Source organism: Arthrobacter sp. Soil762, assembly GCF_001428335.1.
Classification (GTDB): Bacteria; Actinomycetota; Actinomycetes; order Actinomycetales; family Micrococcaceae; genus Arthrobacter.
Genome location: NZ_LMSG01000019.1, coordinates 249,588 through 269,889, shown reverse-complemented (window position 1 = coordinate 269,889; position 20,302 = coordinate 249,588). Strand labels below are relative to the sequence as shown.

Annotated in this window: 21 protein-coding genes and 3 pseudogenes; 6 read left to right on the top strand and 18 right to left on the bottom strand. The window is 64.6% G+C overall.

Annotation, left to right across the window (positions count from 1 at the left end; all coding sequences use genetic code 11):
- Positions 1 to 5: 5 nt before the first annotated feature.
- On the bottom strand, positions 6 to 1,115 hold the full coding sequence (hisC, locus tag ASG77_RS15270) for a histidinol-phosphate transaminase (protein WP_056346976.1): 1,110 nt from the start codon (positions 1,113 to 1,115) through the stop codon (positions 6 to 8).
- 93 nt (positions 1,116 to 1,208) lie between these two features.
- Here hisC and ASG77_RS21995 point away from each other — a divergent pair.
- A pseudogene (locus tag ASG77_RS21995) lies at positions 1,209 to 1,325 on the top strand (Lrp/AsnC family transcriptional regulator); the annotation flags it as partial.
- A gap of 34 nt (positions 1,326 to 1,359) precedes the next feature.
- Here ASG77_RS21995 and rbsD read toward each other — a convergent pair.
- From rbsD to ASG77_RS21990, 7 genes are all read right to left on the bottom strand, one after another.
- Complete coding sequence (gene rbsD, locus ASG77_RS15265; protein ID WP_056346973.1) at positions 1,360 to 1,743, bottom strand: D-ribose pyranase; 384 nt, start codon at positions 1,741 to 1,743, stop codon at positions 1,360 to 1,362.
- Positions 1,740 to 2,672: a ribokinase gene (locus tag ASG77_RS15260; RefSeq protein WP_056346971.1), complete on the bottom strand. Its 933-nt coding sequence runs from the start codon at positions 2,670 to 2,672 to the stop codon at positions 1,740 to 1,742. The genes rbsD and ASG77_RS15260 overlap by 4 nt, the downstream gene beginning before the upstream one ends.
- Positions 2,669 to 3,613, bottom strand: a complete 945-nt coding sequence (locus ASG77_RS15255; RefSeq protein ID WP_056346969.1) for a substrate-binding domain-containing protein — start codon at positions 3,611 to 3,613, stop codon at positions 2,669 to 2,671. Before ASG77_RS15255 ends, ASG77_RS15260 begins: the two co-directional genes overlap by 4 nt.
- Positions 3,614 to 3,677: 64 nt before the next feature.
- Positions 3,678 to 4,649, bottom strand: a complete 972-nt coding sequence (locus ASG77_RS15250) for an ABC transporter permease (protein ID WP_056346968.1) — start codon at positions 4,647 to 4,649, stop codon at positions 3,678 to 3,680.
- Positions 4,650 to 4,711: 62 nt separating this feature from the next.
- Positions 4,712 to 6,253 carry a sugar ABC transporter ATP-binding protein gene (locus ASG77_RS15245; protein WP_056346965.1) on the bottom strand — a complete coding sequence of 514 codons (1,542 nt, stop codon included), beginning with the start codon at positions 6,251 to 6,253 and terminating at the stop codon, positions 4,712 to 4,714.
- A gap of 1 nt (position 6,254) precedes the next feature.
- On the bottom strand, positions 6,255 to 7,286 hold the full coding sequence (locus ASG77_RS15240) for a LacI family DNA-binding transcriptional regulator (protein WP_056346963.1): 1,032 nt from the start codon (positions 7,284 to 7,286) through the stop codon (positions 6,255 to 6,257).
- A 169-nt stretch (positions 7,287 to 7,455) separates the two neighbouring features.
- A complete protein-coding gene (locus ASG77_RS21990; protein ID WP_442854250.1) occupies positions 7,456 to 7,587 on the bottom strand; it encodes a hypothetical protein in 132 nt (43 codons plus the stop codon).
- A 243-nt stretch (positions 7,588 to 7,830) separates the two neighbouring features.
- Here ASG77_RS21990 and ASG77_RS15235 point away from each other — a divergent pair, with 243 nt between their 5' ends.
- The 3 genes and pseudogenes from ASG77_RS15235 (at position 7,831) to ASG77_RS23060 (ending at position 10,680) form a co-directional block, all read left to right on the top strand.
- Positions 7,831 to 8,334 carry an Lrp/AsnC family transcriptional regulator gene (locus ASG77_RS15235; protein WP_056346961.1) on the top strand — a complete coding sequence of 168 codons (504 nt, stop codon included), beginning with the start codon at positions 7,831 to 7,833 and terminating at the stop codon, positions 8,332 to 8,334.
- 120 nt (positions 8,335 to 8,454) lie between these two features.
- Complete coding sequence (locus tag ASG77_RS15230) at positions 8,455 to 10,143, top strand: thiamine pyrophosphate-binding protein (RefSeq protein ID WP_056346959.1); 1,689 nt, start codon at positions 8,455 to 8,457, stop codon at positions 10,141 to 10,143.
- A 66-nt stretch (positions 10,144 to 10,209) separates the two neighbouring features.
- Positions 10,210 to 10,680: pseudogene (locus ASG77_RS23060) on the top strand (DUF6994 family protein).
- Between the two features lie 27 nt (positions 10,681 to 10,707).
- Here the strand turns inward: ASG77_RS23060 and ASG77_RS15215 are convergent.
- The 8 genes and pseudogenes from ASG77_RS15215 to ASG77_RS15180 all read right to left on the bottom strand — a co-directional run.
- A pseudogene (locus ASG77_RS15215) lies at positions 10,708 to 11,031 on the bottom strand (DUF1295 domain-containing protein); the annotation flags it as partial.
- A 39-nt stretch (positions 11,032 to 11,070) separates the two neighbouring features.
- Complete coding sequence (locus ASG77_RS15210; protein WP_056346952.1) at positions 11,071 to 12,174, bottom strand: oxidoreductase; 1,104 nt, start codon at positions 12,172 to 12,174, stop codon at positions 11,071 to 11,073.
- A complete protein-coding gene (locus tag ASG77_RS15205; RefSeq protein ID WP_056346950.1) occupies positions 12,167 to 12,553 on the bottom strand; it encodes a hypothetical protein in 387 nt (128 codons plus the stop codon). Before ASG77_RS15205 ends, ASG77_RS15210 begins: the two co-directional genes overlap by 8 nt.
- Positions 12,554 to 12,567: 14 nt before the next feature.
- Entirely contained in the window at positions 12,568 to 13,305 is a 738-nt protein-coding gene (locus ASG77_RS15200) for an SDR family NAD(P)-dependent oxidoreductase (RefSeq protein ID WP_056346948.1), read from the bottom strand.
- 28 nt (positions 13,306 to 13,333) lie between these two features.
- Positions 13,334 to 14,101 carry an SDR family NAD(P)-dependent oxidoreductase gene (locus ASG77_RS15195; protein WP_056346946.1) on the bottom strand — a complete coding sequence of 256 codons (768 nt, stop codon included), beginning with the start codon at positions 14,099 to 14,101 and terminating at the stop codon, positions 13,334 to 13,336.
- Entirely contained in the window at positions 14,088 to 15,479 is a 1,392-nt protein-coding gene (locus ASG77_RS15190) for an MFS transporter (RefSeq protein WP_056346944.1), read from the bottom strand. Before ASG77_RS15190 ends, ASG77_RS15195 begins: the two co-directional genes overlap by 14 nt.
- The gene (locus tag ASG77_RS15185; RefSeq protein WP_056346942.1) at positions 15,479 to 16,366 is read right to left on the bottom strand and encodes a polysaccharide deacetylase family protein; all 888 of its coding nucleotides are present in this window, start codon (positions 16,364 to 16,366) and stop codon (positions 15,479 to 15,481) included. Before ASG77_RS15185 ends, ASG77_RS15190 begins: the two co-directional genes overlap by 1 nt.
- A gap of 45 nt (positions 16,367 to 16,411) precedes the next feature.
- Positions 16,412 to 17,431: an asparaginase gene (locus ASG77_RS15180; protein WP_056346940.1), complete on the bottom strand. Its 1,020-nt coding sequence runs from the start codon at positions 17,429 to 17,431 to the stop codon at positions 16,412 to 16,414.
- Positions 17,432 to 17,693: 262 nt separating this feature from the next.
- On the opposite strand from ASG77_RS15180, the gene ASG77_RS15175 reads away from it, so the two are divergent.
- Complete coding sequence (locus tag ASG77_RS15175) at positions 17,694 to 18,749, top strand: LacI family DNA-binding transcriptional regulator (RefSeq protein ID WP_056346937.1); 1,056 nt, start codon at positions 17,694 to 17,696, stop codon at positions 18,747 to 18,749.
- Here ASG77_RS15175 and ASG77_RS21435 read toward each other — a convergent pair.
- Positions 18,746 to 19,084: a PucR family transcriptional regulator gene (locus tag ASG77_RS21435; protein WP_200950777.1), complete on the bottom strand. Its 339-nt coding sequence runs from the start codon at positions 19,082 to 19,084 to the stop codon at positions 18,746 to 18,748. The genes ASG77_RS15175 and ASG77_RS21435 overlap by 4 nt on opposite strands.
- A gap of 95 nt (positions 19,085 to 19,179) precedes the next feature.
- Between ASG77_RS21435 and ASG77_RS22140 the strand changes: the two genes are divergently transcribed.
- Positions 19,180 to 19,404, top strand: coding sequence for a hypothetical protein (locus tag ASG77_RS22140; RefSeq protein ID WP_056346933.1), 225 nt, complete (start codon positions 19,180 to 19,182; stop codon positions 19,402 to 19,404).
- On the opposite strand, the gene ASG77_RS15160 is transcribed toward ASG77_RS22140, so the two are convergent.
- Entirely contained in the window at positions 19,401 to 19,754 is a 354-nt protein-coding gene (locus ASG77_RS15160) for a type II toxin-antitoxin system HicB family antitoxin (RefSeq protein ID WP_056346931.1), read from the bottom strand. The genes ASG77_RS22140 and ASG77_RS15160 overlap by 4 nt on opposite strands.
- Between the last annotated feature and the right edge of the window lie 548 nt (positions 19,755 to 20,302).

Sequence of the window (20,302 nt, the reverse complement as noted above, 5' to 3'; positions counted from 1 at the left end):
TCAGGTCAGTCGATTGTTGAGGCCGCGTGGGCTTCCAGGAGCCGGAGCACACGGTCGTTGGAGGCGGGGGCGGCAACGGTGATCCGCACGCCGTCGCCCTGGTACGCCCGGACCAGGATGCCCGCGCGGTCGAACGCGTCCACCAGCCTCGCCTGGAGATGCTCGTCCGCACGGATCCACAGGAAGTTGCCCTGGCTCGGCTGCAGTTTCCAGCCCTGGGCTTCCAGCTGCGCGGCCATCCGGGCGCGCTCCTTCCTGACGCCGTCGACCCGCGCTTCCATCTCCTCCCCGGCGTCCAGCGACGCGATGGCCGCCTTCTGCGCCAGCGCGCTCACCGAGAAAGGCAGGGCGGTCCGACGTAGTCCCTCGGCGATGGCCGGCGCCGCCACGGCATACCCCACGCGCAGGCCGGCGAGCCCGTACGCCTTCGAGAAGGTGCGCAGGATGCACACGTTCGGGTACTGGCGGTAGAGCGCCAGGGAATCGGGACCGCTGCCCGGTTCGGCGTATTCCACATAGGCCTCGTCGATCACCACGAGGATGTCGGAGCGCACGGATTGCAGGAAGGCCTCGATGCGTTCATGGCCGATCGGCACGCCGGTGGGATTGTTAGGGGTGCAGAGCAGGATGACCTTCGTGCGCGGGGTGACGGCCGCAGCCATGGCATCGAGGTCGTGGCCCTCAGCGCCGTCCAGCGGGATGCGGACCGGCAGGGCGCCTGCAAGCTCAACCAGGATGGGGTAGGCCTCGAACGAGCGCCACGCGAAGATCACTTCATCCCCGGCGTCGCACAGTCCGGTGATGATCTGCTGGAGGACGCCCACGCTGCCGGGTCCCACCGCCACCTCTCCGGCCGTGACGCCCAGGTGCCGGGCAATCCGTTCGCGGAGTTCGACGGCGGCCGAGTCAGGATAGCGGTTCATCGTACCGGCCGCTGCGGCCACCGCAGCGGCGGCAGCGGGCAGTGGCTCGTAGTGGCTTTCGTTGCTGGCGAGGGCTGCGATGTCCGTGCCGGCGCTGCGCCGGCCCGGGACGTAGGGCGGGAGGCCGGCCACCGCGCCGCGAAGGGTGGGGAGCGCGGTGTCCGGTGCGGTCAGGAACTGATCACGGGTCATGAGCACTGATCATGGTTGTGATCCGGCCCACAATGCAAGATAGGCTCAACCCATTGGGACTTCTGCTCAACTCCTACTCTCTGTGGTGAAAATATGACCATCCCGAACCCCCGCACCGTGGATTCCCTCGACGGCAGGATCATCCTGGCCCTCGACAAGGATCCCGAAGCCAGCGCCCTGGCACTCTCGCGGACGCTCGGCGTCGCCCGCCGTCCCTTCGGGTTGCAGACGTTCCCCGGGATGGCTAGAAAGGCACCCCGCAGGTCAACAGCGCATTGGCATAGGGCGTAGCTTCCCCTGTCCGAATGAACAGTCTGGCCGACCCGGACAAGTCCTTGAGCTCCTGATGACTGACGTAGCTCAGTTGCCCGATGCGGCTGCCGACCCAATTTTCAGTGTCCGTGCCGCGTCCTTCCTTCGCCACCGTGGCACTTTCGAACACCAGGTCCCCGACTAGTGCCGCCAGAACCTCGTCAAAACGCGGTATGCCCTGGACTAGCGCCAGGTCCACCACCGGGACCCCGCGAGGGGCGGGCATGCCGCAATCGGCGAGCAGAACCAGGTCGCCATGGCCCAGCCGGCTCAGGGCAGCGTTGAGCTCGGCGTTGAGAATTCCGTGGCGCTTCACGCTTTCACCTCAGGGAGCACATCGGCCAGGGTCGGATAGGACGGCTGGGTTCCGTGTCCTTGCACCGCGAATGCGCCTACCCGGACCGCATAGCGGGAAGCCTCCAGGAGTGACGCGCCAGCGGCAAGACGCGTGCTCAAGGCACCGACGAAGGCATCGCCCGCGCCCGAGGTGTCCACTGCTTGGACCGTCGGGGCCGGTACCAGGTGAGTGCCCTCACCGTCTGAGCAGATGGCGCCGTCCGCGCCACGGGTGAGGACGACAGACGGGATCCCCTGTGCCCGCAGTGAGGCGACCAGCGCCTCGTCATCTGCCGGCACCGGGGCGAGGGGCTCCAGCTGCGCAAGCACCAGGACTCCCTCGTGCTCGTTGACCACCAGTGGGCTCGCCGCACGGATAACCGCCGGGTCCAGGGCAACCACTGGGGCTAGGTTCAGCAGCACCCTCCCGGTTGCAAGTTTGGCCGCCGCCGCAATTCCCTCGGCGGGAATTTCACCCTGCAGAACCACGACGGCTGCTTCGGCAATTCGGGCGGCAGCCCGTTCCACCGCCTCGGCGTCCACCGAGGAGTTGGCCCCCGGGATGACAACGATGGTGTTTTCGCCGCCGTCCGCCACGCAAATGACAGCCACGCCCGTGGCTCCGTCCACAGTCCTGACGGCACCGAGGTCCACCCCTGAGGTTTCCAGGAGTGCCGTGGCCAGCGCGGCGTTTGGATCGTTACCCACCGCGCCGACCAGGCTTACAGTTGCGCCGCATTGAGCCGCAGCAAGGGCCTGGTTGGCTCCCTTCCCTCCGGGAAGCAGTGTGATCGAGCTGCCGAGCAGCGTCTCCCCCGGCAAGGGGTGACGCGTCAGGCGCACTACCTGATCCAGATTAATAGAGCCAACTACAGCGACTTTTCCGCCTGGCCCTTGCTGTTCTGTCACTTGCTGAAGTCGCCGACGTTGGTCTTGTTCACGGTCACGACGCCGACTGGGACCGTGGCGTCGATCTTTTCGCCCTTGAGAACCTTCGCGGCCTGCTCGACAGCAAACTGACCCAGCTTTGCCGGCTGCTGCGCGATCGACGCCACCAGGGTGCCGGCCTTGATGGCGGCAAGCCCATCGGTGGTTCCATCAAAACCAACGACCTTGACGTCCTTGCCGGCCTTGGCGCCCAAAGCCTGAACTGCTCCCAAAGCCATTTCGTCGTTTTCAGCGAAGACCCCCGTGACACCGGGGTTGGCCTGGAGCAGGTTAGTAGTGACGTCCAATGCGGCTGCCCGATCGAAGTTGGCGGTCTGCTTGGCGACAATCTTGATGTCGGGGAAGGCCTTCATGCCCTCTGCGAAGCCGGCGCCGCGGTCACGGCTTGCGGAGGTTCCGGCAACGCCTTGCAGCACGATGACGGTGCCCTGCTTACCCAGCGCTGCACCGAGTTCCTCCGCGGCCTGCTTGCCGCCGGCAACGTTGTCGCTGGCCACCAGAGAGTTAAGGGTCGCGTTGTTGACCGTGCGGTCCACGCCAACCACCGGAATGTTTGCCTTGGTCAAGGCCGTCACTGATGCCGATGCTGCATCAGAATCCACCGGGTTGACGATCACGGCCTTGGCGCCCGACGTCTGGGCGTTGGCAAGCTGGTTGGCCTGCGTTGCGGAGTCATTCTGCGCGTCCACTACTTCAAGCTGGATGTTTGCGGCCTTGGCGGCGGCCTGGGCGCCGTCGCGGACCTCGACGAAGAAGGGGTTGTTCAGGGTGGACAGTGCCAGAACCACTTTGGGATTGCTGGCTGCGGCAGAATCGCCACCGCGGTTGCACGCCGTGGCTCCGGTAAGCAGGAGGCCGCCGACGGCGGTCAGTGCGAGGGCGCGGGTGAGGGAGAGCTTCATTGTTCTGTCCTTTGACTTGGAGGTTTGGAAAATGATTCGGGGGTTGAAAAATCTGTTGGGAGCGTTAGCTGGAACGGGTCTTTCGACGAAGGACGTCCATGCCGACAGCCAGGGCAATAACGACGCCGATCACCACTTGCTGCCAGAAGGAGGTCACGTTGAGCAGATTCAGGCCGTTGCGAATGACCACCAGTACCAGCGCACCGACGATCGTGCCGGAGATCCGGCCGAGGCCGCCCGCCAGGGATGCCCCACCGATCACGACGGCGGCAATCGCGTCGAGTTCATAGCCGGCCGCAGCCTGGGGCTGGGCGGAGTCCAGCCGGCCGGCCAGCAGGAGTCCTGCCAGGGCGGCGAAGAGCCCCGCCAGGGCAAAAACAGTGACGGTGATCTGCTTGACCGGCAGTCCTGAGAGTCGGGCCGCCTCGGCGTTGCCACCGACGGCGTACATTGAACGCCCTATGACGGTCCGGTTCAGGATGAAGGAGGCTACAGCTGCCGCGATGACCAGGACGATGATTGGGGTGGGGACAGGGCCGACGTTGCCGCCGAGGAAAGAAACTTCCGGTGCCGTCTTGATGGGCCGGCCGTCTGAGATGACCAGTGTGAGGCCGCGGGCAATGCTGAGCATGGCCAGGGTGGCGATGAAGGAGTGCAGTTTTCCGTAGGCGCTGGCAACACCGTTGACGGTTCCCACCACCAGGCCTGTCAGCAGGCCGACCAGCAGGGCCAGGCCCCCGGGCAACCCGGATGAAACAAACATATAGCCGGATACCATGGCGCTCAGGGCGGCCACCGACCCAACCGAAAGGTCAATGCCGCCGGCCACGATCACGAAGGTCATGCCGAAGGCAAGGATGGCCACGGTGGAGACCTGGATGCCGATGTTGAGCAGGTTCGGCCCGGTAAGGAAGTCGGGGGTGATGATGAACAGCGCCAGAGCCAGGACCAGTAGGCCCACCAAGGCGCCGTTGTTCGCCAGGAACTTTCTGACATCGAAGCCCTGATGTGGCTTGGTCAGGGTTGCAGTGGACATGTTGGTGTTCCTTGTCTGGGTCAATGGGGACTGTGACGTCTTCGTCTCGGGATTTGGGGCGTTCATTGGTCTTCATCCATATCCAAGGCTGCCAGGGTCATAACGGCGTCCTGGGTGGCATCGGCTGCGGACAGCACACCGGCGACTTCGCCGTCGCGCATGACGAGAATGCGGTCGCTCATGCCGAGGACTTCAGGAAGCTCGCTCGAGACCATCACGATGGCGCCGCCGGCGGCAGTTATTTGGTTCATCAGTTCGTAAATTTCCACCTTGGCGCCAACGTCGACGCCGCGGGTGGGTTCATCCAGCAGCAGCACCGAAGACGCAGCCATGATCCAGCGCCCAAAGACGGCCTTTTGCTGGTTACCGCCCGAAAGGGATCGGATTGGCTGGTCGATGTTGTGCATGCGGATGCGCAGCTTCTTGGCAATCTCCTCCGCTTTTTGGCGTTGACCGGCGAAGTCGGCCAGGCCCAGACGGGAGCTTGACTTCAGCGTCGCGTAACCCAGATTTTCGTTCACCGTGGCGTCCAGCACGAGGCCTTGGACTTTCCGGTCTTCGGGAACGTGCCCGATGCCGGCAGCTATGGCTGCCCCCACGTCGCCCTTGGGCAGCCGTTTGCCGCGCACAGTGACACTGCCGGCGTCGTGCCTGTCCACACCGGCGATGGCACGGATGACTTCAGTCCGCCCGGCCCCTACCAGACCGGCAATGCCCAGTATTTCGCCGGCCTTGACGTCGAAGGAAATGTTGCTGAAACGGTCCTTGGACCCCAGTCCCTCGACCTCGAGGACCTTCTGAGGTGTTTCTGGCTCGACGATGCGGCGAGGGAACTGATCGTCGATGCTGCGGCCCACCATGAGCCGGACCAGTTCGTCCTCGTGGGTGGATCCGGGTACTTCGGCGATGAACTCACCATCACGCAAAACACACACGGAGTCGCCGATTTCGGCGATTTCCTCAAGGTGGTGGCTGATGAAGAGCATGCCGACGCGCTCCGCGCGGAGTTCCTCCACCACACGGAACAGGTTCTCTGTTTCGTGTTTGGTGAGCGCCGCCGTGGGTTCGTCCAGAATCAGCACCCGGGCGTTGATGCTCAGCGCCTTCGCGATTTCCACCAGCTGCTGCTGTGCGATGCCGAGCTCCCCCACCGGGGTGTCCACGTCGACGCGGAGTCCAATGCGGTCCAAAGCATCCTTGGCCTGGCGCCTCAATTCACGGCGGTCCACCATCCCGAATTTCTTTGGGGTGCGTCCCAGCATGATGTTTTCAGCAACGCTCATGCTGCCCACCAGGTTCAGTTCCTGGTGGATGGTGGCGATTCCGTGGGCCTCGGCCGCACGGGTGTTCGCGAGAGTGACGGGCTCGTTGTTGATCAGGATCTGACCGCTGTCCGGCTGGTAAACCCCGGCCATGATCTTGATCAGGGTTGACTTTCCCGCACCGTTTTCACCCAGCAGGACCTGGACTTGGCCGGGGTAGACGTTAACGGTGACGTCCTTGATCACCTTGACGGGGCCAAAGGATTTGCTGATGTTCTTCAGCGTGACAAGCGGTTCGCCGGGATGCTCTGCGGCGTTGGAGTCGGAGGAGCGATCGGTCATTTCAATTCTTCCTCTGGGTTTTCACTGGATCGGAATGACGGTGCAAGGATGACTCGCGGATAATGAGTTCGCTGGGCAAAGACACCGAGAGGGGTTCTTCGCCGTCGATGACTTTCAGCAGAAGATCCACCGCTATCCGGCCCATGTCCTCCACGCTGTGCGCTATGACGCTCAATGCCGGACTGAGCAGGGCAAACCAATTGATGTTGTCGAAGGCCACCAGGGCCACGTCCGGTCCGATCCGGACACCAAGTTCATGCAGCTTGGCAACAGCACCCACAGCCATGGGACTGTCTGCAGCGAGGATTGCCGTGGGCGGGTCCTTGAGCTGGAGCAGCCGCTCGGTGGCTGCAGCGCCGCTCTCAAGCTGGAAGTCGCCGAAAACCGTCAGGGCTGGGTCTTGATCCAGTCCGGCCTCAAGCAGGGCTCCCAGGAATGCGGCATAACGCTCCCGACCAGTGGAAATTGACTGCGGTCCGGCGATGTAGCCGATCCGCCGGTGTCCTTGATCCGCGAGGTGCCGGACCGCCTGGCTGATTCCAGGACGGCTGTCCGTGGTGACGCTGGGGACGTCAATGCCGTCGACTGTTCGGTCCACGAAGACAGTGGGGATCCCGCGGTTCACAAGCGAACTAATGGAACCCTTGCCGTCACCCTGCGGCGCCACGATCACGCCATCAACCCGCTGGTCTATCAGGGTGTCCAGGAACCGGTTCTGCTGGTCTTCGAGTTCATTGGCGTTGCCGAGGAGAATTACGTAACCGGTCTTCAGCGCCGCCTGTTCCACCGCATGCGCCAGATCGGCAAAGAAAGGGTTCCGCACGTCCGACACCAGGAGGCCCAAGACATTCGTCTTGGCCGAGCGCAGGCTCCGGGCCTGGGCGTTGGGCCGAAAGTCCAGTTGCTCAGCGGCGGCACTAACCCTTGCCCGGGATTCGGTTGACGTGGCGGGGTGTCCGGACAGGACCCGCGATGCCGTGGCCAAGGAGACTCCGGCCAGTGCTGCGACATCCTTAATGGTGACGCTTGTCATCGCAGACACTCCTTCGTGTGAATAATTGCCGGTTCCCGTTCCATGGAATCGTTTCCATGAGATCGTTTCCACAAGTGTAAACAGCGGCATTGACGTGTGTCAACCGTCACCAAATCGCCCGGCTGTCCCCGATTCGCGCGGACCGCTTTATTCACACTGCGGGCCTGCACTACGGTCTCTGCTGCTGCAGTAGAGAGGTGTCGGTGCCGCCAAACGCGAACGACACCACGAACAGTGCCGTGGCGATCCCGGCGAAACCGCCAGGCGCGAAACCGTCGCCGGCGAAGTTGGCCGATGACATTGTGGGGGGCGCAGAGCAAATGACCTGTGTCGGGGCAGTGACGGCCGCGGCCGCTGCGCCGGCCCGGGACGTAGCGCGGAAGTCCGGCCACCGCGCCGCGAAGAGTGGGAAGGGCGGTGTCCTGTTTGGTCAGGAACTGATCACGGTCATGAGGAACGATCATGATTGTGACCCGGCCCACAATGCAAGATACCCTCAACCCATTGGGACTTCTGCTCAACTTCTACTCTCTGTGGTGAAAATATGACCATCCCGAACCCCCGCACCGTGGATTCGCTCGACGGCAGGATCATCCTGGCCCTCGACAAGGATCCGGAAGCCAGCGCCCTGGCACTTTCGCGGACGCTCGGCGTCGCACGGAACACGGTCCACGCCCGGCTGGCACGGCTGGAGCGCAGCGGCGCCCTCCGCTCCTTCAGCAGGAGACTGGATCCCGCCGCGCTTGGCTATGACCTCATGGCCTTCCTCTCACTGTCCATCAGCCAGACCCGGACAGGTGCCGTGGAAGACGGGCTCGCCGCGATTCCGGAAGTCATCGAGGTGCACGCCACCACCGGGGATGCGGACCTCATGGCCAAGGTGGTGGCTCGCAGTACGGCCGATCTCTACCGCATCACCAACCAGATCCTGGAAATCGAGGGGATCCAGCGGACCAGCACGGCCATTTCCGTGCTGGAACTCATGCCGCCCCGCTACGACGGCCTCCTCAGCCGGCTCTCCGAGCAGGAATCCCGACCTTCCACCTGAGTGCGGGTGATGCACGCCACAGGTGGGCATATTTTCACTTGCATCCGCCTACTTCTGCCAAATATCCCAATCAAATCCGCACCTCTTGCCTATCTGTGAACCAGGCCACAAGATTCCTGCATGACTACTCTCACCGTCTCCGGCCGCGTGGCGCAGGTTCTCAGCAGCTATCTCAGCGATGTCTTCGGCGTCATGGGCAACGGAAACGTCTACTTCCTGGACGCCGCGGAAAAGCTGGGCCTCCGCTTCTCCCCCGTCCGCCATGAAGGCGCCGCCATCGCCGCGGCCGACGCCTACTACCGGGCCTCAGGACGCCTCGCCGCAGGCACCACCACCTACGGCCCCGGCTACACCAACGCGCTCACCGCCCTCGCCGAGGCGGTCCAGGCGCAGATCCCCGTGGTGCTGGTCACCGGGGACGCTCCAAGCAGCGGTGCCCGGCCCCAGGACGTGGACCAGGCGGCCATCGCCGCGGGCCTCGGCGCGGCCACCTTTACCGTCACCCGCGAAGCCGCGGGCTCCATCACACAGCAGGCGGTGGAGTACGCGCTCACCAAGCGGACCGCCGTCGTCATTGCCATCCCCTACGACCTCGCGGCCCTCGAGGCTGCGGACGAGGAACTTCCGGCGCCGTTGGCACCTCAGGTGACGGACGACGTCGACGGCGGCCTTGGGCAGGTAGCCCGCCTGCTCGCAGGGGCGAAGCGGCCGCTGATCCTCGCCGGCCGTGGTGCGCATCTCGCCGGAGCCGGCCCGGAGCTCCGGGAGCTCGCCGACCGCCTGGGAGCGCTGACCGCCGGAACCGCCCTTGCGCTCAACCTCCTCCAAGGCGACGGGTACCTCGGCGTCGCGGGCGGCTTCGGCACGGACACCGCGGCCGGGCTCATGGGTGAGGCCGATGTGGTCCTCGTAGCCGGGGCAAGCCTGAGCCCCTTCACCATGCGGTTCGGGCACCTGCTCGGCCCGGACAGCACCGTCATCCAGATCGATGCCGCCCTGCAGCCGACGCACCCCCGGGTGGACACGTTCGTCAGCGCGGACGTGAAGTCTGCTGCGGGACGCATCCTGAGGATGCTGGATGGCCCGGCCTCGCCGGACGCCAATCTCACTGACGCCAGCCGCGCAGAAGCCTGGCGCGCGGAAGCCCGCAGGCGCCTGGCCGAAGGACCGGCCCACCACCCGGGCTCCGACGAGACCGCGGACGGCCGGCTGGACCCGCGCTCCCTGGCCAAGGCACTGGATGCGGTGCTGCCGGAGCGCCGCACGGTGGTCCAGGACGGCGGGCACTTCGTCGGCTGGGCACCCATGTACTGGCGCATCCCGAGGCCCCAGGACCTGGTCATGGTGGGGACCGCCTACCAGGCCATCGGTCTGGGCCTTGCCAGCGCCGTCGGGGCAGCCCGCTCAGTGGAGGACGGCCGCACCCTGGTGCTGGCCTCCGGTGACGGCGGCTTCCTGATGGGCCTGTCCGACCTCGAATCGCTCATTGGTGCGGCAAGCAGCGCCGTCGTCGTGATCTACAACGACGCCGCCTACGGAGCCGAAATCCACCAGTACGGCTCCCAGGGCCTGACCCAAAAGCCCATGCTGATCCCCGAGGTGGACTTCAGCGGCATCGCCCGCGCGCTCGGTGCCGAGTCGGCCATCATCCGCTCACTGACGGACCTTTCCGCACTCACGGACTGGATCGACGCCGGCGCGAAGGGAACCTTCGTGGCCGACTGCCGCATCACGTCCAGCGTCCGGGCCCCCTGGCTGAGCGAGTGGATGCAGGCCAAGCAGGAGGCGAAGGCGGCGGTGGCGGGGTAATTGGTCCTAGACAAGCCGGGAAAGAATCAGGCATGCCAGGCGACCGCGTTCTGGATAAAGGAGGCGATGCGCCGGACGGAAGCATCTCCAGAATCATGGCCACTCACATACGTGTTCGCCGCTTCGCGGATCAACCCTCGGTACACCATCGGCAGTGCGATGATTTGGCCGGTCAGGAAGGCGGACCGCCCCACCAGCAACCAGGCACGAGGGACCAGGCCGTTGATCGCCGACCGGATGGACCTCACCCCTTGAGTGCATCCGGCGCCACTACGCAGGAGAGCCAGAGAGCCCCCTCACCGCGAAGGGTTCAGGGAGTTCGTGGACTTCTTCCACCTGCAAGACCTCGTGACCTCCGACTACGACGAGGTTCTGTTCTACCTGCCGTTCGACAACTTCAAGCGTCGCGCGACACCGGCCACAACCGAGGAGTACGTGACCTACCGTGAGGCCACGCTGGGCTTCATCTGCAGACGAACCCGTCGGATAACCGAGTGGCTTAGGGACAACCACCCCGACGCCGAGATTGGCGGATAGCGCCTCATAGCCGTCGCCCATAGACGGCTACCGGACCGTCGGCACCAGCACCGGAGTGTTCGCCTTGTACGCCTCGTAATCCGCCTGGCCGCCCCACGTCTTGTCGGCCTTTTTCTCCAGCGGCGGGACGCCGCTGCCCTTTACGAGCAGCAGCGCCACGAACACCGGCGACAGCAGGGCCGCCCACTGCCATCCCTCCAGCACCGGCACGGCGATCAGGAGCACGCCGATCCACAGCAGGATCTCGCCGAAGTAGTTGGGGTGGCGGGACTTCGCCCACAGGCCAGTGGAGATGAAGCTGCCCTTGTTGGCAGGGTCTGCCGTGAAGCGGCGTTTCTGGCTGTCCGCCACCGGTACGATGCAATGACGGGCTGGGGGCATCGACTCTGCTTACGCTGGGTCCTCCAGTTCCCAGTCCTTAACGTCCGCGAAGGGAGCGAAGACGGAAGGATCGAGGTCGTCGAATTCCAGGTTGTTCCGGACAAGGTGCGGCCAGTTCCGGTTGGCCAGCGCGGCTTTGCCCAGCGCAACGACGTCGGCTGAGCCCCCGGCAAGCATGGACATCGCGGTGTCCGGAGCGTCGAGCTTGCCGTTGGCGATCACGGGCACTCCCGAGTAGCGCTTGGCCAGCGCAGCCAGGGTTTCCTCAGCATCCTCGAACGCGGGCTCGGTGGCGCGGTATTCGGTGGTGTGGACAAAATCGATTCCTGTGGCGCCCAGCGTGGCGAAGATGACTTGGGCTTCCTGCACTCCTCCGCTCCACTTGTGGTCATTGTCGCTGACCTTGGACTGGGAGACGCGGATCCCCACCGTCATGCCCGGGCCCACGGCCTCGCGGACGTCACGGCAGATCTCGGCAGCGAAGCGCACCCTGTTTTCGGGTGAGCCGCCGTAGTGGTCGTCGCGCTGGTTCAGGTAGTCCGTGAGGAACTGGTCCAGCAGGTACCCGTTGGCACCATGGATCTCAACGCCGTCAAAACCTGCCTGCTGTGCGTGCAGCGCGGCCGTCACGAAGCCATCCCGGACCTCTTTCATCTGGTCCGTGGTGATCTCCGAAGGAACGGGATAGGGGCCTTCACCCCGGTAGAACCCCAGCTGCTCCCCCTTGGGTGCCACCGCCGAAGGCCCTACCGAGGAGGCCACGAACCGGTTCCCCTGGCTCTGCGCCCCCGCATGCATCAGCTGGGCGAAGATCTTAGCGCCCGCCGCGTGAACGCCGTCCACAACTTTCGCCCAGGACTGGGCTTGTTCCTCGGTAGCGATACCTGGCTGGTAGTGGTAGCCCTGGCTGTGGGCGGTGTCCGGATAGATGCCTTCCGTGATCAGCAGCCCGAAGCCTCCGCGCGCGAACGTCTGGTAGTAGGAAGCCATTCTTTCTGTGGCATGCCCGTCCTCGGTGGCGCTGATCCTCGTCATGGGAGCCAAGGCAACCCGGTTGTCCAGTTCTGTGGGACCGATCCTGATGGGTGACCAGAGCGGGTTGTAGTCAGTCATGAACTTCTCCTTGGAAGTTAGTGGCAGTAATTGGGTAAGCCGGGTCCGGCACAACCCCAGCTGCGAGCGCGGGCAGGCCGGCATTGGCTGGATCAGCTGCGTACGCGTGCCGGCGTTGGCGCAGGCGGTCGAGGACCGACGCTGCAGTGAAGCAGCCGAGCACAGCGGACCACAGTTGTTCGAGGGTCTGGCACTGCCTGGAGACACCGGAGGGGCCCGTCATCATCCAGCCGTCGCTAAGTGCAGTCACCTTCGGCGCTCCCGGGAGGCCGGTGCAGACCGCGTTGATCGTGCCGGCCACGATCAGGTGTTGCCGCATGGTCCGCACCGGTCCCAGGGCAGGGTCGGCAACGGTAGTCCTACCGCAGGCACCGCACATGTGGCTCTCCTTCGTTACGGCATGACGTCGCCGGAGTTGGGCCCCAGCGTCTGTCCCACAAACAGGTTTCCGCCCGGGTCGCTGGCCAGCAGCACGGCGGCAGGGGCCACCTCCTCCGGGCGCCCGAAGCGCCGGAGTGGCAGTTCGGCGCGTTTGGCGGCCTTCCAGCTTTCCGAAATGCCCTCCACCAGGGGCGTCTCAATCGGGCCCGGGGCAATGCAGTTAACCAGGACATTGTCCGCCGCCGTCTCCAAGGCAAGAGCCTTGGAAAGCCCTACCACGCCGGCCTTGGCAGCGCTGTAATGGGTGAGCCCAACGCCGCCTTTGATGGCCAGCTGGGAGGCGATGTTGATGATGCGGCCCCACTTCCGTTGCCGCATCTCCCCCACCACCTCCCGGCAGCACAGGAACACGCCGGTCAGGTCCACGGTGAGGGTCTCGTTCCACATGGCCAGGGACATTTCCTCCAGCGGAGACTCCGTCAGCAGGCCCGCGCTGTTGACCAGGACGTCGATTGGGCCCAGCCTGTCCCGGGCCTCGGCGAAGGCCGCCCGCACGCTGGCTTCATCCGCAACGTCCACGCGGATGGTGCCGTCGCCGTCGCCGCCGGCCCGGTCCAGCACGGCCACCCGGTCCCCGTTGGCCACGAACGCCTCGGCGATGGCCTTGCCGATTCCGCTGGAACCGCCGGTGACCACCACCGCCCTTCCGTCACTGGAAACCTGGTCAGCTGCATTAGTCGATATGTTCATCGTGTCCTTATCCCTGTCCGGCGCCCTGTCAGGCGCGCATCTTCACGGTGAGGCCGCCGTCAACCACCAGCGCCTGACCCGTGATGTAGCGGGACTCGTCGGAGGTGAGGAACCCGATCACACTGGCAACTTCCTCCGGTGTTCCCACCCGGCCCCACGGAATGTCCTTCCCGGCCCGCTGCAGCCCCTCCGGCCCGAGCGAATTCACCGGATCCAGGGACTGCGGGGTTTCGATCAGGCCGGGGATGACGGCGTTGGCGCGAATCTGGCGCGGCCCGAGTTCCACGGCCACACTGCGGACGAGGCCCAGGACGCCGGCCTTGGCGGCTGCATAGTGGGCGTGTTCCTCCCACCCGTACACACCGCCGGCGATGGACGAAACCGCAACCAGCGCGCCGCCGTCGGTCATTCTCTCCGCCCCGGCACGCAGCGTGCGCAGCACGCCGGTGAGGTCCACGTTGAGCATGTCGTGCCAGCGCTCGTCCGTCATCTCCCCCAGCGGGGAGTTGCGGAGGATTCCGGCGTTGGCGATGGCGTAGTCCAGCCGGCCGTATTCGTCCACGGCCCGCTGTGCCAGCCCATCCACGGACGCGGTGGTGCGGACGTCCACTTCGTGGATCACCGCCTCCCCGTTGGCCTCCTTGACCAGGCGCAGGGTCTCCTCCGGGTCGTGGGGGTCGCCGGGGAAGGTGCCGATGACTGACACCACTCCCTGGCGGGCGTAGTGGACGGCGAGGGCGCGGCCGATGCCGCTCGCGGCGCCGGTGATGATGGCGACTTTGTTACGGGACGTCATGGGGGTGGTCCTCCAGAAGAGCTTCAACAGGGGGCTTGGCGGCGATCATCAGGAGTCCGGAGAACAGTGTTCCCGCAGCGCCGACCCACAACGCGGCCGGCCCGGTTCCGGCCCCGGCTGCTGCAGCGGTGAACAGTGCCCCGCCGAGGATCACGCCGGGCTGGCTCATGGCGCCGATGAACGCTGTGCCTGTGGCGCGGCAGCTGACGGGGTAGCACTCAGCCATGAAGTACTGGATCGCGGCGTAGGGTCCGACGAGGAAGAACAGTCCGGCGCCGTAGGTGACGATGATCATGAACGGGCTGGTGGCGATGGGGCTGAGCATGATGGTGAAGGAGATGCCGGAGAGGATCCAGCCGCCGATGATGGTCCGCTTGCGGCCGATCTTGTCCCCCAGCCAGCCGTGGAAGACGTAACCGAAGTAGGCGAGCATGTTGATGACGATGAGCATCCAGAAGGCGTCGGAAAGTTCCACGCCCTTGGCGTTCTTCAGCACGGAGCTGCCGAGGATGCTGAAGATCATGATGCCGAAGAAGTTGAAGATCCAGGCCAGCGAGAACACGATCGTGTTCCGGCGCAGGTGCGGCTCCCAGATGCGCTTGAGCGGGGCCGCCGAGGAGTGCTCTACGCCGTATGACCTTGCCAGGGCATGTGCCTCCTCGGACCTGTTGCCCTTCTCCAGTGCGGTCAGTTTGTGGTGCAGCTCGAACTGCGGGGTTTCCTTCAGCTTCTTGGCAATGACCCACACAATGATGGCGGCCGGAACAGTAGCTACGAGATACAGCGCACGCCACCCCAGCGACGGGAGGAACGCCAAAGCCAACGCGCTGGCAAGCAGGAACCCCAGCGGCCAACCGCCCTGGATGAAGGAGTAGTGGAAGCCGGGACGCTTGCGCTTATCGGCCACCTCGGTGACCTGGTAGACCTCGTTCATGTACGTGGCGTTCACGGCCTGCTCGGAGAATCCGAGCCCGCCGAAGGAACGGATCAGCACCATCAGGCCGTTGCTCAGGAACGGGATCCCTGTCGGGATCAGGGCCGTCAGCCCGGAAACGACGGCGGTCCCCCCGATGGTGGTCATCATGCCTTTACGTCGGCCGAGGCGGTCAATGACCGGTCCGATGCCGAAGCATACGACAGCGGTACCCACCGCGATCCAGGTGTTCAGCGCGTATGCTTCCGTTTCGGTCCAGCCGAACTCCTCTTGCATCGCCGGCAGGAGCGTGCCGAAGAGCCCGTAGTCAAAAACAGCTACAGTCCAGGCAAGCAACGCAAGAACAGTGGCAATGCTGGTATCACGCTTGGAAAAGACTGGGAAGCGGCGCTTCTCGCCGGGTGCCGGCTGGGTCAGATCGACCTCATTCTGCTGCGTAGTCATCAGATGTTTTCCTTTCGGGGGCTGCGGGCAAGGAAGGAGTCGGCAATCTGGTCAAAAGTCATCCAGTTGACGCCCTCGTGGGAGTTGATGTGTTCGATGAGTCGTTCGAGCATGAGCAGGACCTGGGGGCGGCCGGAGACATCCGGGTGGATGGTCATGGTGAAGGTCGCCTGGTCCATTTCCCGGTAGACCCAGTCGAACTGGTCCCGCCACATCTGTTCGATGTCGCGGGGGTTGACGAACCCGTGCGAGTTCGGGGCCGCCTTGATGAACATCATGGGCGGCAGGTCATCGAGGTACCAGTTGGCCGGTATCTCCACCAGGTCCGTTTCCTGTCCGCGCACCAGCGGCTCCATCCAGGTTTCGGCGTCCTTGGCGTAGTCGATCTTCTTCCATGAGTCGCCGACGCGGACGTAGTACGGTTCGAAATCGCGGTGCATCAGGGAATGGTCGTACTTGATGCCGCGTTCAAGGAGGATTTCGTTCGTGACGGGCGAGAATTCCCACCACGGGGCGACGTAGCCTGTGGGCCGGCGCCCCGAAACCTTCTCGATCAGTTCGATCGAGCGGTCCAGGATGGCGGTCTCCTGTTCCCGGGTCATGGCGATCGGGTTTTCGTGCGAGTATCCGTGGACGCCGATCTCGTGTCCGGCATCCACAATCATCCGTGTCAGTTCCGGAAAAGTCTCGATCGAGTGGCCCGGCACGAACCAGGTTGCCGGGAGGTTGTATTTCTCGAACAACCGGATCAGCCGAGGTCCCCCGACTTCGCCGCTGAACAGGCCCCGGGAGATGTCACATGGGGAGTCCTCGCCTCCATAGGAACCGAGCATGCCCGCCACTGCATCAACGTCCACGCCGAAGGCGACTTGAATGTCCTTAGCCATTAGATTTTCCTTTCAATTCGTATAAAACGGGGGTGTTCGTGGGTGTCATTCGGAAGGTTCAGGAGGCCTCCCTCGTTGGGTGAAGATTTCGGTGATCCGCTCCCGGTCAGGGTTGATCCTGAGCAGGAGGCTGAGCAGAATGAGCGACTGTGACGGCCGGAGGTGGCCGGATCCGATGGCCCCGGCTGCGCGGAGATCCTCACCGCCCCCGCCGGCGCCGTAGATCGGGACCACGGGTCCGGCATCCACGCGGGTGCTCGTCACTACCACGACGCCGGATGCCACCGCAGAGGCGACTTCGGCGCAGAGGCTGGTGTTCGCATTGCCGCTTCCGGTGCCTTGCAGGATGATGCCCGCTGCTCCCCCTTCGAGCGCGGCGTGCATCAGGGTGGAGCCGGCGCCGGGGTATGCGGCAACGACGTCCACCCGGGGGGAGCTGCTTCCCGGCCGGGGCAGCGGCAGGGCTTCAAGCCTGCTGCCACTGCCCGCCATTGCGACTTCTCCCTGGGCTGATACCTGCCCAAGTACCCCAAAATCGGGGTTCGCAAAAGCATTGAGCAGAATAGTTTGGCTTTTCCGGACGCCGGCGGCGGGGAAGATGGTGCCCGCGAACTGCACCAACACGCCTTTTCCCCTGCCGTTTTCAGAACCCGCGACGGCGATGGCGCGGGCCAGGTTGTCCGGGCCGTCGGGAGCCTCGGAGTCTGCGGCGCGCTGCGAGCCGGTAAAGACAACCGGCCGCTCGTCACTGTGGGTGAGGTCCGCGAGGTAGGCGGTTTCCTCCATGGTGTCCGTCCCGTGGGTCACCACCACACCCAGTACCTTGGGGTCCTTGAGGACTTCCTTGATGGTGGTGCAGATCCTGAGCATGTCTTCGAATGTCAGGAGATAAGACCCCTTCTGGAACACATCCAGGACCCGCACGGGGTGGGATACGGGGGAACCGAGTGCTTTGAACACCTGCTCGCCGGTATCGGAGGCGACGGCGCCACCGGCAACGGAAGAACGCGACGAGATAGTGCCTCCAGTGGCCAGCAGCACGACGTGGGAGTCGGTATCAGTCATTTTCAGCTCCGGTGGTTCTCTTTGAGGTCCGCAACCCAATCGATTGGGTTACTTTCCGCGGAAAAGCGCGCAAGTGCGTGGACGAAGGGGTTCGGCATCAAGGGTGGCGGCGCCGGGAGAGGTTTTGGGTCACTTACCCAAACGTTTGGGTAACGTTGAAAACGACTATAGGATGTGAAGGGAGTCACGTCAAGGGCCGCACGTAACATCCCGGGGCGGAAAGACCTGGGCTACAGAGACCTCTATTGGGCAGGAGAGCGACATGGAAGAAAAGGCAGACGGCGGCCGCACGGTCACGCTGAAGGATCTGGCCAGGGAGCTGGGCGTCCATCCTTCGACCGTTTCCAGGGTCCTGCATTCGGGCTCGGATGTGGCCAAAGGCGCCGCTTCCGCCGCCACTGCCGAGCGCGTCCGTGAGCTGGCGCGCAAGCTCGGCTACTCCCCCGACCCCCAGGCGGCCAGCCTGCGGACCCGGCGGACCAAGCTGCTCGGCGTCATCGTCCCGCGGCTTTCGGACCTGGTCCTGGCCATCATGTATGAGGGCATCGATGAGGCTGCAGCCGAGGTGGGGTATTCCGCGTTCGTGATGAACTCGCGCGACGATCCCGAAGAACAGCGGCGGAAAATCGACCTTATGCTGGCGCGCCGGGTGGATGGCCTGATTATTGGCGACGCCCATCTGGACGGCAGCCTTCTGCAGGAACTGACCGACCGGAAAGTCCCGTTCGTGCTGATGAACCGCAGGGTGCCGGGATACCCGTCCGCCACCTGCGACGACGTGGTGGGCGGCGAACTGGTGGCCGCGCACCTGTGGGAGATGGGCCACCGGCACGTGGCGGTGATTGCCGGCGAGCCGTACGCAAGCACCGCAGTCGACCGCACTGCGGGCTTCCTTGACCGCTGGTGCTCCCTGGGCGGCGCCATCTCGGACGACGACGTGGTGTGGTCCAGGTTCGACACGGCCGGCGGCCGGGAGGCCGCAGAAAAAATACTAGCCAGGGGCAAACCGCGCCCCACGGCCCTGTTCGCCGTCAACGATTTTGCGGCCATTGGAGCGATGGGGGCCTTGCGCTCCCATGGCCTCACCGCAGGAAGGGACGTTGCCGTAGTGGGATACAACGACACGTCCCTGGCCGCCGAACTACCCATCCAGTTGACCTCGGTCTACTCCCCGATGGCGGACATAGGACGGACGGCAGTGCAACTCATCCAACGTGTGCTTAGTGGCGAGAAGCCTGAACCTGCGAGGCTGGAACCCACGCTGCACGTGCGGGAGAGCAGCGCCGCCCGGGTGCCGGCGGACGCGACCGCCCCCTAGGGCGCCGCGGCCACGATCTTCAACGCCAGCAGGCAGGTGGCGCGGACTTCGCCGTCATCCAGGTCAAGCTGCAGAACCTCCTCGATCTGGCGCAGCCTGTAGGTGAGGGTGTTGCGGTGGATGAAGAGCTCCCCGCAGGTCTCGCTGGTGTTCCCGCTGTGCCGCAGGTACACCTCAAGCGTTTCGCGCAAGGCCGTGCCGCCGTCGGACATCAACGGGCCCAGGAGGCGCCGCGCCATCGCAACCAATCCCGGCCCGGGCAGGCCCTCCACCACGCCGGCAAGATCTGCGACGGGTGCTCGATGGAGACCCGGTTCGCCCCCGGCGGCGGGCAAGCTGCAGCACCAGCGGCAGTTCGGCCAGGCTCCCGCACTCGGAGACGACGGCGGAGAGTTCCGGTGCGTCCTGGAAGGACTTCCGGACGGCGTCCATGAGCTCCATGCCGGCCTCGCTGGGATGGCGCCCGCGTCCCGCTCCCGTGGACCGCGTCGCCTTCGTTGCACCATGGATTCTCGCTGGGTTCTCCGGCTGCGGCCCCGTGGTTGCCTGCGAGCGCAGCCCCAAGTTCCTGGTTGCCGTGGCGATGGGGACCGAGACAGTGCGGCTGCCCGCAGGGACCGCCGCGCGGCGCCCGCTCCGCACCGTCTTCAGCTAGGCCGTCAACAACTCAGTAGCGTATTTGTTCAGGGGCACTCCGTGATTGGCGGCCTCAATCGCCAGCTTCCGGTGAAGCTCAGGGGGTACCCGAAGGTTAAGCCTGCCACTAAACGTCTGGGTCGCAATAGGTTGCGGCACCGGTTCGCCAGAAACCGTAAGTTCGTCGATGACATCGGACACCAAGCGTTCGAGGCCGCGAAGTGCCTCGAACTGATCCTCGTCCAGCCACGACAGCGAAGGGAACTCAAGGACAGTGGCAACGAACTCCTGGTCCTCCGGTGACCACTGCACCGAGTATCGGTACTGCGCAACCGGGGACGGAACGGCTGCTGCTTTTCGACTGGACATCTACTTCTCCTTGCTCCGATCGACGGCGGCTATGGCTTGTTTGACCTGATACGGCTTAGCCTTACCGTTCTTGTTCTGCAGATTGATTCTGGGATCCCCCGCCCAGGGCATTTTGAATATCGCGTTGTGGCTCCCAGAACCCGACCTAGTTCGCCAAAATAGTGAGCGCAAAGTTTGAGCATGTCGCTATACGAGACATTCTCGGGTGATTTTCTAGCTTGCTGTTCGATCTTCTCGATGCTCGCCATATGAATATGGTGCCACTTTTGGCACCACTTCTCAAAGTGTACCTGAGCGGTTCAGTGCCAAATGCTGCCCCGTCCCCTGCGCGCCCGGCACCCGCGACGAGCAGACCAGTGTGGCCTGCGCGCCGCCGTCGGAGCAATGCCCGTCAAGCAGGGCGGAGGACGCTCCCTCCGTGCACACGAACCCCATGAAAGGGGTCATAGCCCAGATTCAGTCAGTGAGCACAGGAGGCTTGGCGCGCTCCAGGACTGGATCGACGCCGGCGCGAAGGGAACTTTCGTGGCCGACTGCCGCATCACGTC